This is a genomic window from Pseudomonas sp. PvP027 (genome assembly GCF_017833005.1).
GTDB classification, from domain to species: domain Bacteria; phylum Pseudomonadota; class Gammaproteobacteria; order Pseudomonadales; family Pseudomonadaceae; genus Aquipseudomonas; species Aquipseudomonas congelans.
On record NZ_JAFIBK010000001.1, the window covers coordinates 5,188,077 to 5,203,271 of the forward strand.

Sequence of the window (15,195 nt, forward strand, 5' to 3'; positions counted from 1 at the left end):
TCACCGTTTGCTCTTGATGAGCGTGCCAAGGCCTTGCAGATAGGCCACCAGCGCATCCATTTCGGTCTTGCCCTGTACCGCAGCCGCTGCACCGGCGATATCCGCGTCGGTGTACGGGGTGCCGAGGGTACGCAGCACCTGCAGCTTTTTCGCAGTCTGTGTGCTGTCGATTGTCTTCTCGGCCAGAAACGGATAAGCCGGCATGATCGAGGTCGGGACCAGGTCGCGCGGGTTGTTCAGGTGTACCCGGTGCCACTCGTCCGAGTAACGACCGCCGATCCTTGCCAGGTCCGGCCCGGTGCGTTTGGAGCCCCACAGGAAAGGATGGTCCCAGACACTTTCGCCTGCCACCGAGTAATGCCCGTAGCGCTCGGTTTCAGCGCGCAACGGGCGGATCATCTGCGAGTGGCAACCGACGCAGCCGTTGGCGATGAACACATCACGGCCCTCCACCTCAAGCGCGCTGCGCGGCTTCATGCCCTCGATAGGCTGGTTGGTCACGTCCTGAAAGAACAGCGGGACAATCTGCGTCAGCCCGCCGATGCTCACGGCAATCACCATGAAGAAGGCCAGCAGACCGATGTTTTTTTCCAGCGCATCATGCTTCATCAATGCGCTCCCGCGACTGCGATGCGAGTGGCCGCCTCTGCCGCCTGAGGGTCCGAGGCACGTATCGTACGCACGACGTTGTAGGCCATCAGCAACATGCCGCTGGTGAAAATGGCGCCGCCGATGGCCCGCACTATATAGCCCAGGTGGCTGGCCTGCATGGTTTCGATGAAGGAGTAGGTCAGCGTGCCATCGTCGTTCACTGCGCGCCACATCAGGCCCTGAGTGATGCCATTGACCCACATCGAGGTGATGTACAGCACGGTACCGACAGTCGCGAGCCAGAAGTGCGTGTTGATCAGACTGACGCTGTACATGTGCGGACGGGCATAGAGTTTCGGAATCATGTGGTAGACCGATCCGATGGTAATCATCGCGACCCAGCCCAGTGCCCCTGCGTGGACATGGCCGATGGTCCAGTCCGTGTAGTGCGAAAGCGAGTTGACGGTCTTGATTGCCATCATCGGGCCTTCGAAGGTCGACATGCCGTAGAACGCCAGCGAGACCACCAGAAAGCGCAGTATCGAATCGGTCCGCAACTTATGCCACGCGCCCGACAGCGTCATCATGCCGTTGATCATCCCGCCCCAGCTGGGTACCAGCAGAATGATCGACATCACCATGCCCAGCGACTGTGCCCAGTCCGGCAGGGCGGTGTAGTGCAGATGGTGCGGGCCGGCCCAGATATACAGGGTGATCAATGCCCAGAAATGCACGATGGACAAACGATAGGAGTAGACCGGGCGCTCGGCCTGCTTGGGCACGAAGTAATACATCATGCCGAGAAAACCGGTGGTCAGGAAAAACCCGACGGCGTTGTGTCCGTACCACCACTGGATCATGGCGTCGGTCGCGCCGGCATACGCCGAATAGGATTTGAACAGGCTGACCGGCAACGAGATATGGTTGACGATGTGCAGCATGCCGGTCACCACGATGAATGCGCCGTAGAACCAGTTGGCGACATAGATATGCCGGGTGCGGCGTTTGACGATGGTGCCGAAAAACACCGCAGCGTAGGCGGCCCAGACAATGGCCAGCAGAATCGCCACCGGCCATTCGAGTTCGGCATATTCCTTGGTGGTGGTGTAGCCCATCGGCAGCGTCACGATGGCGCCGACGATCACCGCCTGCCAGCCCCAGAAGGTGAAGGCTGCAAGACCATCGGAAATCAGCCGTGTCTGGCAGGTGCGTTGCACCACGTAATAAGAGGTGGCGAACAGCGCGCAGCCGCCGAAGGCAAAGATCACCAGATTGGTGTGCAGCGGGCGCAGGCGGCCGAAGGTGGTCCATTCAAGTTCCAGGTTCAGCCCTGGCCAGACCAGTTGCGATGCGATGAACACTCCCAGGCTCATGCCGACCACGCCCCAGACCACGGTCATGATGGCGAACTGGCGCACCACGGTGTAGTTGTAGGTTGTCGGAGTGATGGTTGTGCTCATTGCAGACTTCCACGATTCAGAGGGTTACCGCAGACGTAATCGGGACAGGGCGATGCCGCGCTGGAAATGGCATCGAAGCACACCGAAAAGGCAGGGGCTGGAACAGACAGGCACATCAACGAGCGTCAAAGGGTTGCGGCAGACGCGTGTTGGCGAGTTTAGCTTTGAAACAGAGGTGTGGGAAGTCGCAGGCTCTGTGCGAAAAGTGGCTGCGCTTGATGAGGCTGCGTTAAAAGCAGGCTCGGCAGGCATTCCGCACCCCGTTGCAGGGTGCGGAGTTCACGCATCGCCGCTGGACTGAAACACAGCGGTGGCGACCTTCGCGTACAGACGAGTTGATCAGGACTCGCGCAAAGACTGTCACGTATGTTCAGTCGGCAGTGACACCTGTCATTGCCCGGCAAATTGGCCTGAGCAGGCATATGACTCTGGTGACCGACTCAGCGGTGTTGTTGCACGTGCGAGGCCAGTGCCGTCAATGAAACCGCCCGGCGGTGTCAGGTTTGGGGCGCTCATCGCCTCGGTACTTGACCTTGTGCACCTTGACAGAGTACCCGGGCAGACCTGAATGGTGGCTGTCCGACGTGGCGGGGCATGACGATGCGCCATGCGCTCGCGATTCGTGAGGGATTCACTGCCCTGTTCGCCGCTATAGTAGCGGGCTACTCCGTGACCCACCTGAATGAGGTAACCATGAGCAACGGCTTGAAGCCCGGTATCGGTATCGATCAATGGCTGCAACTGGTGAGTGAAAGAGGCTGGCTGTGGACGCCCGCGCTACCTGCGCATGCGCTGGACACGCCGACCCTGCTGCTGGCGCACGGTGCCGGCGCCCCGATGGACAGCGACTTCATGAACCGCATGGCGGCTGATCTGGCGGCCCAAGGTATCAGCGTCCTGCGCTTCGAGTTTCCCTACATGGCGCAGCGGCGACAGGGCGGCAGCAAGCGTCCACCCAATCCACAAGCACAACTGCTGGAATGCTGGAGAGAGGTGTTCGCCTGTACGCGTGCTCACATCGCCGGGCGTCTGGCGGTGGGCGGCAAGTCAATGGGCGGGCGGATGGCCAGCCTGATCGCCGATGAGCTTGAGGTCGATGTGCTGGTGTGTCTGGGTTATCCGTTCTACGCCGTGGGCAAGCCTGAAAAGCCACGCGTGGCTCATCTGGCCGAACTGAAGACACCCACGCTGATCGTCCAGGGCGAACGCGACGCGCTGGGCAATCGCGAAACAGTAGAGGGTTATGCATTGTCGAGTGCCATCCGGCTGCACTGGTTGCCGACTGCCAACCACGACCTCAAACCACTGAAGGTCGCGGGCGTCAGCCACGAGCAATGCCTGGCTGAATCCGCGAGGGAGATTGCCGGGTTCCTGCGCGCCTGAGTCACCGGCAATACAGGTCGAAGGCGCCGTCGGTCACATCAAGGTTGATTGATGACATATTGAAACTGAACACGCCCCTTAGCCGCCGTGTGCAGGGACTGGCTTCAAGCAGAACCAGCCGGCCGCCCTGGAAATGCGCAGAGTGGTAAACCGTGTTCTTGCGGTGCAGCGTTTCGTTGTAGATCACCTTGATCTGCTCATGATCGATCAGGTCGTGGTCGCCAGGCTCGAGGTCGCGATCCAGAAACAAGCCGATGGTGGTTCGCCTGTTGCCCACCCTGCCGTCGGCGATGACCTGCCATATCCATTGAGCTGGGGCCCGTTCCAGCTCCGATCTCAGCGTCAGCCGACCTGTCAGTGAGGACGTCCTGAATGGCTGCGTGTTGATGCTGGCGGCAAAGCGGCCTTCATGGACAGCGGGGTGAACGAGGCGCCGCAGTGAGGGAGTCGGACGATGCATGGGCTGACCCTGAGAGACTCTTGAAAACGGCGACAGGGCGTTACACCTTTAGCGCAACGCCCTGCCGGATATTTAATGGGGTTTCAGCAATCGATCATCTGATGCCTACGCCAAGACTGGCGTTATGACTCTTCAGTTTGAAGTTGCCGCCAGTGACCATGTTCTTCACGTAATACCAGTTCCATCCACCGATGCCGGCGCTTGAAACCGTCGACGACCAATAGTTGCCGTTACCCATCGGCCAGCGATTGCCATACAGGGCGTGGATATCCACCAGCTCGTGAATGGTTGGAATCCTCGCGCCATTGTTACCCGCGTTTTTGTTGATCTGAGAAAAGCTGCCACTGCCCAGGCCGACGCAATGAATGACGCCGGTCACGGTGACCGTGTAGTGCTTGCTCGCGCCCAGCGCATCGGTCGCGGTAATGATGGCCGTGCCTTTGCCTCGAACCGAGGTCAGGCCGTTGCTGTCCACTTTCGCGACCAGCGGGTTGCTCGAGGTGTACTGATAGGGTGCCTGCCCGCCACTGGCCTGACGCTGAAGGGTGGTGTCAGCCGGGAAGTTCGGCAGCAGGTCCGGCGAGCCCGGAAGCAGATAGACCTTGCCCGCCAGGGTGACCGGCGAAGTGTCCAGCACCAGCTCGGGCTGCGCCGCCAGAATCTGCAAGGCCAGCGTGCCGGAGACCTGTACCAGGCCGTTGACGCGATTGACGACATAAGAAATCGCGACCGTCTGCCCGGCGTTTGCCGTAACCAGCGCTGCAGCAAACACGACCTCCAGCGTCTTGCCAGCGTCTGCGCCGGTCAGGGTCTTTTCGCGGGAGTCATTGCCGTTGGGCCCTTGCCACTGTGTGATGACCTGGTCGCCGGCTTGCAGATTGGCGGTCGCGTCGATCACCACTGTTGCGCCGGATAAAGCGTCGGCCGGGTCTAGCGTGGTGCCGATGGCTTCTTTCAGGGTGGGGGTGGGGAGGGGCAGTGCCACCATCTCACGGATAGTAATTGCCAATTTCTCCGATTCAGCAATTCGGTCTCCTTGTTGTACCGTATACCAGACCTGGACCAGCCTGTTTAAATTGGCATCTACGTATCGTTTAGGAATGCGGAATACGGTTTCCCTGTTGACCGTTCCGGAATTAATGACGGTGTATGTGCCATAGGTACCCTCTGTATCACCGCCTTCCCAGTGAATGGTGACTTTGTCTCCCTCAGCCATTGCGCGATAAGGCAACACGCGAACACTGGCTTCCAGCGGTATATCGGCCGGGTCGAGAACGCCGTCAGCACTCAGTTTGTCCACGACAGGAGCTTCCAGCGGAGTGCTGTTATCCACGTCCACGAGCAACCGTAGTATGGGCGATTTGAAGAACGCTTTCGCGTAGGTGGTTACTGTGTAATACACCTCAAGTGAACCGCCTGCCAATGCACCCACCTTGTCATCCGGAATCAAATAGTCGATGCCCTTGTCGATATCATCGGCATTCAGGTTTTTAACCTCTTGATGCATGACCGTCTCACCGTTAGCAGCCTTGCCAATCCATACCAGATTGATGTCGTGGCCGTCTGCCATGAAGTAATAAGGCGGCACTTGAGTTATCACATTGTGACTATCAGGGTTCAGAATTCCGTTGGTGACGCCTTGGACATGCGGCAATGATAACTGCTGCGGTTGACCGAGCACTGCGAGTGTCAAACTCTTTGAGCGCAGCACCTCGCCAGTGCCTTTGATCACCGTATATTTAAGACGTGCCCGGCCCTGTGCGATGGGATGGAACTGTTCATTGGGGATGAGAAACTCGATGAAGCTGCCAGGTATCTGAACCACTTTTGATTCAGTGAAGGATTCCAGTTGCATGCCTTCTGCAGTGTTTCGCTCCATCACAAAATTTATGATGTCGCCAATCGCGATATTGACATTTGACAGCACGAGCGCTTGAACATCTGCGCCAGCCAGTTTATCGAGATCAAGCTCCATGTTTGGCGCCTGTGGGGCGATCGGTGCCTGCAGGCTGGAGTTGCCAGCCTCGACTGCGACATAGGCTGGGAAAGAGAAGCGGGACCAGTTATTGACGACATCCCTGACGTCGTACCGGACAACAATATTTTCCGAGTCCCCCGCTTCGATAATGATCTGCTTGTCGATACTCACAGTGACAGGTTTACCAAGCTGGTCTTCCGTCAGAGGAGGATATTCGACCCTGATGCCGTGCCAATAGATGAAAATCGAGTCCCCTGCAGCCATATTCTCGTAAGCATCGAGGGTGACGCTTACTTCTTCCGGTGAGGTGATCACGCCAGAGGGATTGACGGTTGGAATGTTGAGCTTTTCATTTTCGTACGGTGTGGCTGGGTCGGGATCCCGACCACCGGGGATTTCCAGTTTGACGACTATTTTGTTAACAGGCGAATGTTCCTGGATATTGGAGGGGAACGGCGTGTAGAGATAGCTGACATCCGTAAGGCCTGACTGTATCCAGCGGGTATCCACATACAATGAAAAAATGCCATTGGTGTTCGATGAGTCTGAAGAATGTGTGTAGGTATCAATAACCTCATTGTGTGTTCCCCAGAACAGGTCGATCCGATCTTTTGGCTTGAGGTTGATAGGGCCGATCAGTATTTCTATCGGCTTGGCCGGGTCTGCTACGTCAACATCGCCAATGCCTTGAGGGTTATAGCTCAAGGGCAATGGAACAGGCAGTGCAGATGACGTGTGTATTGAATTCATGTATTTTCTCTTTTTTCTTGTTTAAAGATAAATGGCGGAGTTCAGGCAAGGTCAAATTCTGCAGAGTCCACCGACACGCATATCGACGTAGGCGCTGGCGCGTTTAGAGTTACCTTGGCCCATGCTGCTTTTTACCTGGAAGCTGATGTCAGCATGCCCGTAACAGTGCTGGTTCAATACAGTGCGTGGCACCAGAATGTTAACGCCGTTTTGAACTTCTTCTTGAGTGATGGCCGGTGACGTGACTGACCACTCGAATTTTTTATCATCGCCCACCAGCTCGTTGTAGGCTTCATAGGTGAAGACAATGACTTGTCCTGGCGCCATGTTTATATAGGGATGGATGAAAATGGGGGCGCCTTGCGCGCTATTTTCAAAGGTCAGCGTGCCGTTGGCAGACAGCGACATAAATTGCGGTGCTTCTGGCCCTTCCGGACCACCCGGTAATTCATTTTTCGAGCGCACAATCAAGCCCTGCTCTGGTGAGGTGGAGAGATTGGGATTACCCTCGGTTTTGACGGTGTAATAAACTCTGATGTCGTTTCCTGTGCCCACGGCGGTAAACTTACTGTTCAGCGCAGTGAGCAACAGCGTACGGCCTGCGACGACGTCGCTGTTGGTGAGCGTGTAGGGTTGTTCCAATACCTCTTGGCCGCCCCAAAAGACCGTCAAGATCTGATTGGCCTTAAAGAGAGGGTTCCAGTTAACCAATACGGTGGCGTCAAGCTCAAAGTCGTTCTCATCAATAAAGTTGTCTTCATTGCTGGGCGTGCTGCTGCTACCTTTGATCGTCGGCTTGTCGAGAACGCCAGGCACGGGCAGCTCAATATTGACAAGCACTTCAAGAGGGTCTGAAGTACCGGTAACCTGTCCGTTTCTGATGACGTCATACTTGATGTCGCGCAGACCACTCTGAGCCTGTTCAATGATCAGATATGGGACATCAAAGAACAGAATGAAAGGCTCGTCCAGGTCCTCCACGGCAACAGAGGCAGGCCCTAAGTCTTCAGAACCCCAGTGCAAGAGAATCTGATCGCCTTCCATCAAAAAGGACGAGAACGGAATTTTTACCTCGACGCTGGCCGTGGCCTCTGCGTAATCAATCACGCCGTCGTTATTATCAATAACCGGAGCAGGCAGGCCGGGCGTCACTTCGGTCAGAAACAGAGGGATGGTAATCTTCTGAGACTCGGCAGATGTGTTGCCGGCTCGGTCTGTCACCGTGTAATAGGTTGCGCCTGCAGGGCTGCCGAGAGCAGTAAGAAACTCCTTGGTAAACAGGATTTCGATCGCTTGACTTTCATCTTCCAGACCGTTCAGTTCAAGCTCTGGACCGGGCACGTTTCCCCAATAGGTTTTGATAACGTCGCCGCGATTCAGTCCCGAATATCCGAAAATGCTACCGGTCAATACACCGCCCATGGACTGAAGCTCTTCAAGTGTCAGGCCATCTTTGGCCTCAGCCGGAAAATCCATGTAACCCAGTTGATGGGCGCCCGGAGCGGTGCGGTCGACAACAAGCGTTTTGATTTGGGACGATTGCTCCGCACCACTGGGATAACCGATCGTCATGTAGTCAAGTTCGTACGCGCCATCGTCTTTCAGTTCGGTGTCGACGGGGATGGTCAAGCGTAATAGCGTTCCGACCGGTGGAAGAGGTATCAGTTGGCCTGCTAAACCAACTTCATCGCCATTCAATCGCAACTGGTAAGAGTCTTGAAGCCTGGCACCTTCCCAGACTGGAAATTCGACGATGATGTCATTGGCAAGGTCGGCTGTTTTTATAAGTCCGTCCGCTTCGTCTGCGACAGGAACAAACGGTGGTATGAGCGTCGGTTCTTGATGGGGGCCGCGTGTGTAAAAATTGTTGTTTTGACGCATGTCGAAATTCCTTTATTTGATTTTTATTGACGAGCAGGAGTGTCCTGATGCCGTCAGTCGATAACGATAATTCCAGGGGCGCTTGGCCGTCAGAGAGAAGCTCTTGGCTTCATCTGGATTTTTAAGTAATAGACTTTTTGGGCGGCTGTCAATGCTCTTTGGGCAAGTATTTTTATGGATGTAGGCTGGCTGTCCAATCGGACTAGCCTAGTGTTTTGTGGGAAAGGTACTACTAAAGTTTCGGAATTGGACTACTTGTTTGTTATTGGAAATTAATTGTATCTGCTAGCGGTGCAGCCACAATAAAACTCCTATGAATGTTGAGAGTTTCTTATTGTGGCTGAGTGTTTTATTGGGAAGTGTGGGCTTTACAGGGCAGGGCTGGGCGCTATTGCGTACCTCGCGTCGACTCACGTGATGGCCGACTCTCCGCTTAGGGAGATTGTCAGAGACCGGACAGAGTATGTGGATGCGGCCAGCGCATTTGATAGTTACTCTGTATACGGTACTGGATACCTCCATTCCGACGGGGCTGCGATCAAACATATTTATTCCTACGGCGGAAGGACCGAGTTAACTGGTAATACCCTGGTCAAGGATGGAATGTTGTCTGACCGTGACGCTCGAGCTTTAGTTAAGGACTCCACCATCCTCAGCGATCGCACGGTAGCGCTCATCGTGCAGGGCAACTCGAACGTGACACTTGAACACAGTGTCGTTGAGGGAAAAGGGGGCGGCATTACCGTTGTCGAGGACGCCTCGGCCCTGATCAGCAATACACAGGTCAGCTCGCTGCAGGGTGAAGTTGGTAGACACACTGGCTGGGGCGTTGGCATTTTTGGCGCTCGCGCTGATATCACTTCCCGGAGCTACATAAAAGGCTTGTCTCACGGGGTATGGTTCACTCATCCAGGCCTCACAGTGGGTGATGGAACGCAGTTCAATCACGGTCAACTGAGCATCGACAACTCTACCGTCGAAGGGCTGACAGGAGCCGCCATAAGGGTGGAAGGGCGTGAGGGTATAAGCCACCTTGCGGATATTGAGATCAAGAACGACACCCTCCTGTTTTCCGGCAATGGCATGCTTCTTGAGGTTCTGAACCAGAGCACCGCCAACTTCAACGTCGACCACAGCACCCTCAATGGCAACCTTGTCGCCGATGACACCAGCACCCTGAACATCACGCTGCAAAACGGCGCGCAATTGAACGGCGACATCGTCAATGGCAACCGTCTGGCGATTACCTCGGGCAGTCACTGGCAGATGCAGGGCGACAATGCCGTCAGGTCGCTTTCCCTGCAGGGTGGCAGGGTCTCGTTTGCTGGCGAAGGGTTTCATACCCTTTCGCTGAATGAGTTGTCAGGGGCTGGCACGTTCGGCTTGCGCGTGGATCTGGACAACGGCTTCGGAGACCTCATTGACGTCAACGGTCAGGCCAGTGGGCAGTTCGGCTTGCGGGTGCGCAACACGGGGGAGGAGATTGTGTCTGCCGACATGGCACCGCTCAAGGTGGTGCATACCGAAGGTGGCGACGCGCAATTCAGCCTGCTGGGCGGACGGGTCGACCTGGGCGCCTATTCGTATTTGCTGGAGCAGCAGGGCAATGACTGGTTCATCGTCGGTAAACACAAGGTCATAAGCCCTTCGACCCAGAGCGCGCTTGCCCTTTACAGTGCGGCACCTGCCATCTGGATGAGTGAGCTCTCTACCTTGCGTTCGCGCATGGGAGAGGTTCGTGCAAGCGGCAGGGCGGGCGGCTGGATGCGTGCCTATGGCAACAGGCTGAATGCCACGACCAGTGACGGTGTTGACTACCGGCAGAAACAAAGTGGCCTGTCGCTGGGTGCCGATGCGCCCGTCGAGGTCAGCAACGGCCAACTGGTAGTGGGTGTGCTGGGAGGGTACAGCACGTCCGGTATCGATTTGAGCCGTGGCACTACGGGTAAAGTCGACAGCTACTATGCAGGCGCCTATGCCACCTGGCTGTTGGACGAAGGCTACTACGTTGACGGCGTGCTCAAACTCAACCGCTTTCGCAACAAGGCAGATGTTGCCATGAGCGATGCAAGCAAGGCCAAGGGTGACTACACCAACAACGGGGTAGGGGGATGGGTAGAGTTCGGCCGCCACATAAAACTGGCGGACGATTACTTTCTCGAACCGTTCGCTCAGTTGTCCAGTGTCGTCGTTCAGGGACAGGAACTGCGCCTGGACAACGGCATGAAGGCGAAGAACGACCAGACTCAATCGGTATTGGGCAAGGTGGGGACCTCGCTGGGCCTCAGTGTTGCGCTCAAGGATGGCGGAGTATTGCAGCCTTATGTACGTGTCGCTATTGCACAGGAGTTTTCGCGCCGCAACGAGGTGAAAGCCAACGATGTGAAATTCGATAACAGCCTGTTCGGTTCGCGCGGCGAACTGGGAGCCGGGGTATCGGTGTCGCTGTCCGAGCGTCTGAAACTGCACGCAGACTTCGATTACATGAAAGGTCGGCATATCGAGCAACCCTGGGGAGCGAATGTAGGGCTACGCCTGGCATTCTGATTCTTAAGGCCAGTGCCTGAGCGACACCAGAGCCCCCGGTGAGTGATCACCGGGGGCTTTTCAGTTATTGATCGGTAAACCTGCGTTTGCGTTGTCTCTGTCGGGAGGTGACAGGCATCGCATAGTCGATGTTCACCCGCAGTGCTGGTGATGTGCCGATCAGTCGATGATCACGATAAAGCTCGTAATACAGATCAACCAGACCGTACTGAATATAGGGCGTGAAAGTGTAGGAAATACACAGCACACGTACCACGCTGTTTTCGCCTACCCGATGAAAAAGCGTTGTCGATGACAGGTTTTTCCCCCAATAGAAACGGATTTCGTCACCCCAGCACATTTTGACTGACCCCGGGATATGAATGGTAATGCCCGCATGTGCCTGTTCGTGACTGATGGAATCAGGATCGATGTCAGGCAGCACAGGTGCTTTCAGCGTGTCGGAAATATCGGATGGAAGATGGAGGGGGCTCGCGTGTCGGTAGAGGCTCTCGTTGGGTGGTGCTTCTTGAACAGTGCTCGCGCTGTCGGGATTATTTTTTTCTTTTTGGGTGCGCGCCGCTACATCCATGGATTGTTCTTTATCCATCGTAAACTCTTTTATTGACATTAAGTTGAGTTGTTATATGCGTGCCGGCTGTGGTCGGCAACGGAAATATTACAAGGCACATAAGTGTTCAGGTCAAGTGTCTGCAGATGTAAAAGCCAGGCAGAGGTTGTGTGAGGTTGTGCAGTTACATTTGGTATCATGTGCGTAGTAAATTATCGCTTGTTAGTATCGGAGATACTGTAAATAAAGGGTGTGGCTTGTTGTGGGTGTTTTTTCGGGGTTTCTTATGCATGAAATACCTGTAGGACATTAACTACAGATAAGTCTTATAAAAAGTGAAAAATTACGTTTTGGCTGAATTCCTACTCCAGCGTAGGAATATTCACTCAACTTTATCATTAGGGTCCCGCACGCGTCAGTGTGCGAAGCCGTCAAGGTTGTGGGCAGAAATGCAGGTGCTGTGCTTAGAGCTGCATTGACAGTGTCACGGAGTGCGAGAGCAGTGACAGGTTGCCCGCACGGTCGATGACTTGACAGTTGATGGTAACGTGTTGGCTGTCCAGGCCAAGCAGGAAGGCTTTGCTGAAAATGATCGCAGGGGGCGGTAACAAGGTTTTCAGGTTCTACCGCATGAACCGGGCCTTCTCTGTTATTGCAGAAGGTCTGGACGCAGTCGCCGGCTCGCATGCCGGTGTAACCGGAGAGCATTCGTTTAAGGACTTCGCCAAAACTGATCGAACGGAAGATGGTGGGTGCAAACAGTGCTGCGCCGGTCGCAGAGCTAAAGTTTCACTCGGGTGATAATCGATGTTTGCCGGGGTAATAAATAACTACCGCATCACCTGGGTTTCAACTGATCGGAGTGTGCGCTCGCTGTCAATGGTCAGAGGTGTCGTGCTGCTGTCATTTAAATCGTTAAAGAAATATCCTACGCAGTCTTCAGAGTGCTTCTCAAGTTCTGTCAGATTTAAATAGAAAGCTAACAGTGCACACTATGAGCGGTCATAAAAAAGCCCCGACCAAACGAAGTTTGTCGAGGCTTGGCAAACAGTCTCAGCGATTAAACCGTTCTACCAGCGAATACTGTGAGTTGGCCGTGTCGGTCAGTTCACCACTCAATACCGCCGAGCGACGTGCTTCGTCAGCGGTCTGGTCTGCCAGGGTGGCGATGGTGGCGATATTGCGGTTGATTTCTTCGGCCACGGCGCTTTGCTCTTCCGTGGCGGTGGCGATCTGCGTGGTCATGTCGGTGATATTGGCCACGGCCTCGCTGATTCCCACCAGCGCCTGATCTGCCTCCAGTACCCGTGCAACGCCTTCTTCGGCCTGACGGCGACCGGTGTCCATGGTCTGTACCGCGTCGGTGGCAGTCTGCTGCAGTTTGGCGATCAGGCCATGAATCTGCCCGGTGGACTCTGCGGTGCGTTGTGCCAATTGGCGCACTTCATCTGCCACGACGGCAAAGCCGCGACCCATCTCACCGGCGCGTGCCGCTTCGATCGCAGCGTTGAGGGCCAGCAGGTTGGTCTGGTCGGCAATGCCTTTGATCACATCGACCACGCCGCCGATTTCATCGCTGTCCTTGGCCAGGCGGGTCACGGTCAGGCCGGTTTCGCCCACCGAAGTAGACAGGCGCTGAATGGCTTCGCGGGTTTCACCGGCGATATCGCGACCGCGGCGCGTCAGTTCGTTGGCCTGTTGGGTGGCATCAGCGGCGCGGTTAACGTGGCTGGCGACTTCCTGAGTAGTAGCGGCCATCTGGTTGATGGCGGCGGCAACTTGCTCGGTTTCCACACGCTGACGTTCCAGCCCGGTCGAGCTGGCATTGGCCAGCGAGTTGGATTGGCGGGCCTGACTGTTCAGGTGTTCGGCTGTGTCCTGCAAACGCGTCAGGCAGGTTTTCATGCGCGCTTCCTGACTGAGGATCGACATTTCCAGGCGCGCTTGCGGGCCACGGCTGTCGGTATACATCTGCGCGATCAACGGATCGGAAGTGGTCTGTTCGGCCAGGCGCAACAAGCGTTTGGTGCCACGTTGCTGCCAGGAAAGCCCCAGCAGGCCCAGTGGTACCGACAATGCCGCAGCCAGGGCAAAACCCCAGTGTGAATTGAGCCACACGCCGATCAGGAAACTCAGTTGGCTGACCAGAATGAACGGCAGCCAGTCCTGAAGTACCGGCAGCCATTTGTCGCGGCTTGGTACCGCGCTCTTGCCCTTGTTAAGCCGGCCGTAAAGCGCCTCGGCACGGCGGATCTGTTCGGCGGTCGGCTTGATACGTACCGACTCGAAACCCACCACCTGGCGGTTTTCCAGCACCGGCGTCACATAGGCATTGACCCAGTAATGATCGCCGTTCTTGCAGCGGTTCTTGACGATGCCCATCCACGGCTGCCCGGACTTGAGCGTGGTCCACATGTGCTCGAAGACTGCAGGTGGTACGTCCGGATGACGCACGGTGTTGTGCGCCGCGCCCAGCAATTCAGCCTCGCTGTAACCACTGATGTCGACGAAGGCATCGTTGCAGTAGGTGATGGTGCCTCGGGTATCGGTGGTGGAAATCAGTCGTTGTTCGGCAGGAAACGTACGCTCATGTTGAGTGACGGGCTGGTTGTTGCGCATGGGATTTCGATCCTTCGATCCGGAAGACTATGGCGTGGTTATCGGCGGGCACGTCGATAAATTGAGCGGCGTGCGACAAGTGACCGGAGAGTCAGCCCTGTCGGGCCAGCATGGGGTAGGTGAACAGCCCGAAATGCACGAGGTTCAGGCCCAGGTGACTGATGACAGCGGCCTGCAGCCCGCCGAAACGAAATGCGATGCCGTACCCCACGCCAGCCATGCTCGCCAATGCCACCCACTGCGGACCTGCACCTGCGTGCGCAAGTCCGAACAGGCCGGCAGCGAGGGTGATCGATAATGCCGTCGCATACCTCGAGCCCTTGAACAGGCGCAGCAGGCCGCCTTGCAGATAAGCGCGGAAAAACAGCTCTTCGGTCAGGGTCACCAGCAACAGATTGTTGAGTAGCCATATCAGGCCCTGGGCAGGCCATTTTGGTGTCCAGCCGACGACGTTTAACATGACTGCAGCGGTCATGCAGAACGCCGACGTCACAATCAGCGCAAGAATACCGGTCTGCAGTGAATGGGCGACGTCGACTTTCGGCAGAATCCAGGGGCAGGCCAGTATCAGCCAGAAGCCGATCAGCGGCTTGTCCAGATTCAGGTCCATGGAAAACATCGCGGCATCGGCACTGAATCGCGTCGCTTCGATGACGTTGGCGTTATTGAAGCCGGGCGCCAGGTGAAAGGCCAGCGCCAGACCGGTCACGATGAACAATCCGTGGCCACACAGGCGAATGGAGGAGTAAGAGGATCGGGCCACGCAAAACCAGGCAATGAACAATGCGCCAAAGCTCAACGCCGCCGAAGGGTCAAGGTTGCCGTGAAACAACGCCAGCGCGTAGCCGCTGCTCAGGAGGCAGAAAGTCAGCCAGTGCCTTGTGGTCATGAGTAAGTCCTGCCTTGAGAGCGGGGAATTCTATCCGGCGTTCAGCAGGGCAGGGGCGAGATTATAGAAATTTTCATGCAAGGGCCT

Annotated in this window: 10 protein-coding genes; 2 read left to right on the forward strand and 8 right to left on the reverse strand. The window is 56.1% G+C overall.

What is annotated here, in order from left to right; all coding sequences use genetic code 11:
* Window positions 1–609, reverse strand: a complete 609-nt coding sequence (ccoO, locus tag JOE33_RS22625) for a cytochrome-c oxidase, cbb3-type subunit II (protein WP_003391400.1) — start codon at window positions 607–609, stop codon at window positions 1–3.
* Window positions 609–2,051: a cytochrome-c oxidase, cbb3-type subunit I gene (gene ccoN / locus JOE33_RS22630; RefSeq protein ID WP_187625827.1), complete on the reverse strand. Its 1,443-nt coding sequence runs from the start codon at window positions 2,049–2,051 to the stop codon at window positions 609–611. Before ccoN ends, ccoO begins: the two co-directional genes overlap by 1 nt.
* A gap of 693 nt (window positions 2,052–2,744) precedes the next feature.
* On the opposite strand from ccoN, the gene JOE33_RS22635 reads away from it, so the two are divergent.
* A complete protein-coding gene (locus JOE33_RS22635; RefSeq protein ID WP_032611869.1) occupies window positions 2,745–3,434 on the forward strand; it encodes an alpha/beta family hydrolase in 690 nt (229 codons plus the stop codon).
* 1 nt (window position 3,435) lies between these two features.
* Here the strand turns inward: JOE33_RS22635 and JOE33_RS22640 are convergent, their stop codons facing one another.
* From JOE33_RS22640 to JOE33_RS22650, 3 genes are all read right to left on the reverse strand, one after another.
* The gene (locus JOE33_RS22640; protein WP_187625826.1) at window positions 3,436–3,894 is read right to left on the reverse strand and encodes a hypothetical protein; all 459 of its coding nucleotides are present in this window, start codon (window positions 3,892–3,894) and stop codon (window positions 3,436–3,438) included.
* Between the two features lie 94 nt (window positions 3,895–3,988).
* A complete protein-coding gene (locus JOE33_RS22645; RefSeq protein WP_187625825.1) occupies window positions 3,989–6,622 on the reverse strand; it encodes a hypothetical protein in 2,634 nt (877 codons plus the stop codon).
* Between the two features lie 51 nt (window positions 6,623–6,673).
* On the reverse strand, window positions 6,674–8,503 hold the full coding sequence (locus JOE33_RS22650; RefSeq protein WP_187625824.1) for a hypothetical protein: 1,830 nt from the start codon (window positions 8,501–8,503) through the stop codon (window positions 6,674–6,676).
* A 417-nt stretch (window positions 8,504–8,920) separates the two neighbouring features.
* Between JOE33_RS22650 and JOE33_RS22655 the strand changes: the two genes are divergently transcribed.
* Window positions 8,921–11,050, forward strand: a complete 2,130-nt coding sequence (locus JOE33_RS22655; RefSeq protein ID WP_240009402.1) for an autotransporter outer membrane beta-barrel domain-containing protein — start codon at window positions 8,921–8,923, stop codon at window positions 11,048–11,050.
* Window positions 11,051–11,114: 64 nt separating this feature from the next.
* Here JOE33_RS22655 and JOE33_RS22660 read toward each other — a convergent pair whose 3' ends face one another.
* The 3 genes from JOE33_RS22660 to JOE33_RS22670 form a co-directional block, all read right to left on the reverse strand.
* On the reverse strand, window positions 11,115–11,639 hold the full coding sequence (locus JOE33_RS22660; protein ID WP_187625822.1) for a hypothetical protein: 525 nt from the start codon (window positions 11,637–11,639) through the stop codon (window positions 11,115–11,117).
* 1,014 nt (window positions 11,640–12,653) lie between these two features.
* A complete protein-coding gene (locus JOE33_RS22665) occupies window positions 12,654–14,219 on the reverse strand; it encodes a PAS domain-containing methyl-accepting chemotaxis protein (protein ID WP_010426864.1) in 1,566 nt (521 codons plus the stop codon).
* A gap of 91 nt (window positions 14,220–14,310) precedes the next feature.
* Window positions 14,311–15,108, reverse strand: coding sequence for a CPBP family intramembrane glutamic endopeptidase (locus JOE33_RS22670; protein ID WP_032611856.1), 798 nt, complete (start codon window positions 15,106–15,108; stop codon window positions 14,311–14,313).
* Between the last annotated feature and the right edge of the window lie 87 nt (window positions 15,109–15,195).

Excerpts from the sequence above, each read along its gene's own strand:
- JOE33_RS22645 (WP_187625825.1), bottom strand. The coding sequence starts at position 6,622 with ATGAATTCAATACACACGTCATCTGCACTGCCTGTTCCATTGCCCTTG.
- JOE33_RS22640 (WP_187625826.1), bottom strand. The coding sequence starts at position 3,894 with ATGCATCGTCCGACTCCCTCACTGCGGCGCCTCGTTCACCCCGCTGTC.
- ccoN (WP_187625827.1), bottom strand. The coding sequence starts at position 2,051 with ATGAGCACAACCATCACTCCGACAACCTACAACTACACCGTGGTGCGC.
- JOE33_RS22665 (WP_010426864.1), bottom strand. The coding sequence starts at position 14,219 with ATGCGCAACAACCAGCCCGTCACTCAACATGAGCGTACGTTTCCTGCC.
- JOE33_RS22660 (WP_187625822.1), bottom strand. The coding sequence starts at position 11,639 with ATGGATAAAGAACAATCCATGGATGTAGCGGCGCGCACCCAAAAAGAA.
- JOE33_RS22655 (WP_240009402.1), top strand. The coding sequence starts at position 8,921 with ATGGCCGACTCTCCGCTTAGGGAGATTGTCAGAGACCGGACAGAGTAT.
- ccoO (WP_003391400.1), bottom strand. The coding sequence starts at position 609 with ATGAAGCATGATGCGCTGGAAAAAAACATCGGTCTGCTGGCCTTCTTC.
- JOE33_RS22670 (WP_032611856.1), bottom strand. The coding sequence starts at position 15,108 with ATGACCACAAGGCACTGGCTGACTTTCTGCCTCCTGAGCAGCGGCTAC.
- JOE33_RS22635 (WP_032611869.1), top strand. The coding sequence starts at position 2,745 with ATGAGCAACGGCTTGAAGCCCGGTATCGGTATCGATCAATGGCTGCAA.
- JOE33_RS22650 (WP_187625824.1), bottom strand. The coding sequence starts at position 8,503 with ATGCGTCAAAACAACAATTTTTACACACGCGGCCCCCATCAAGAACCG.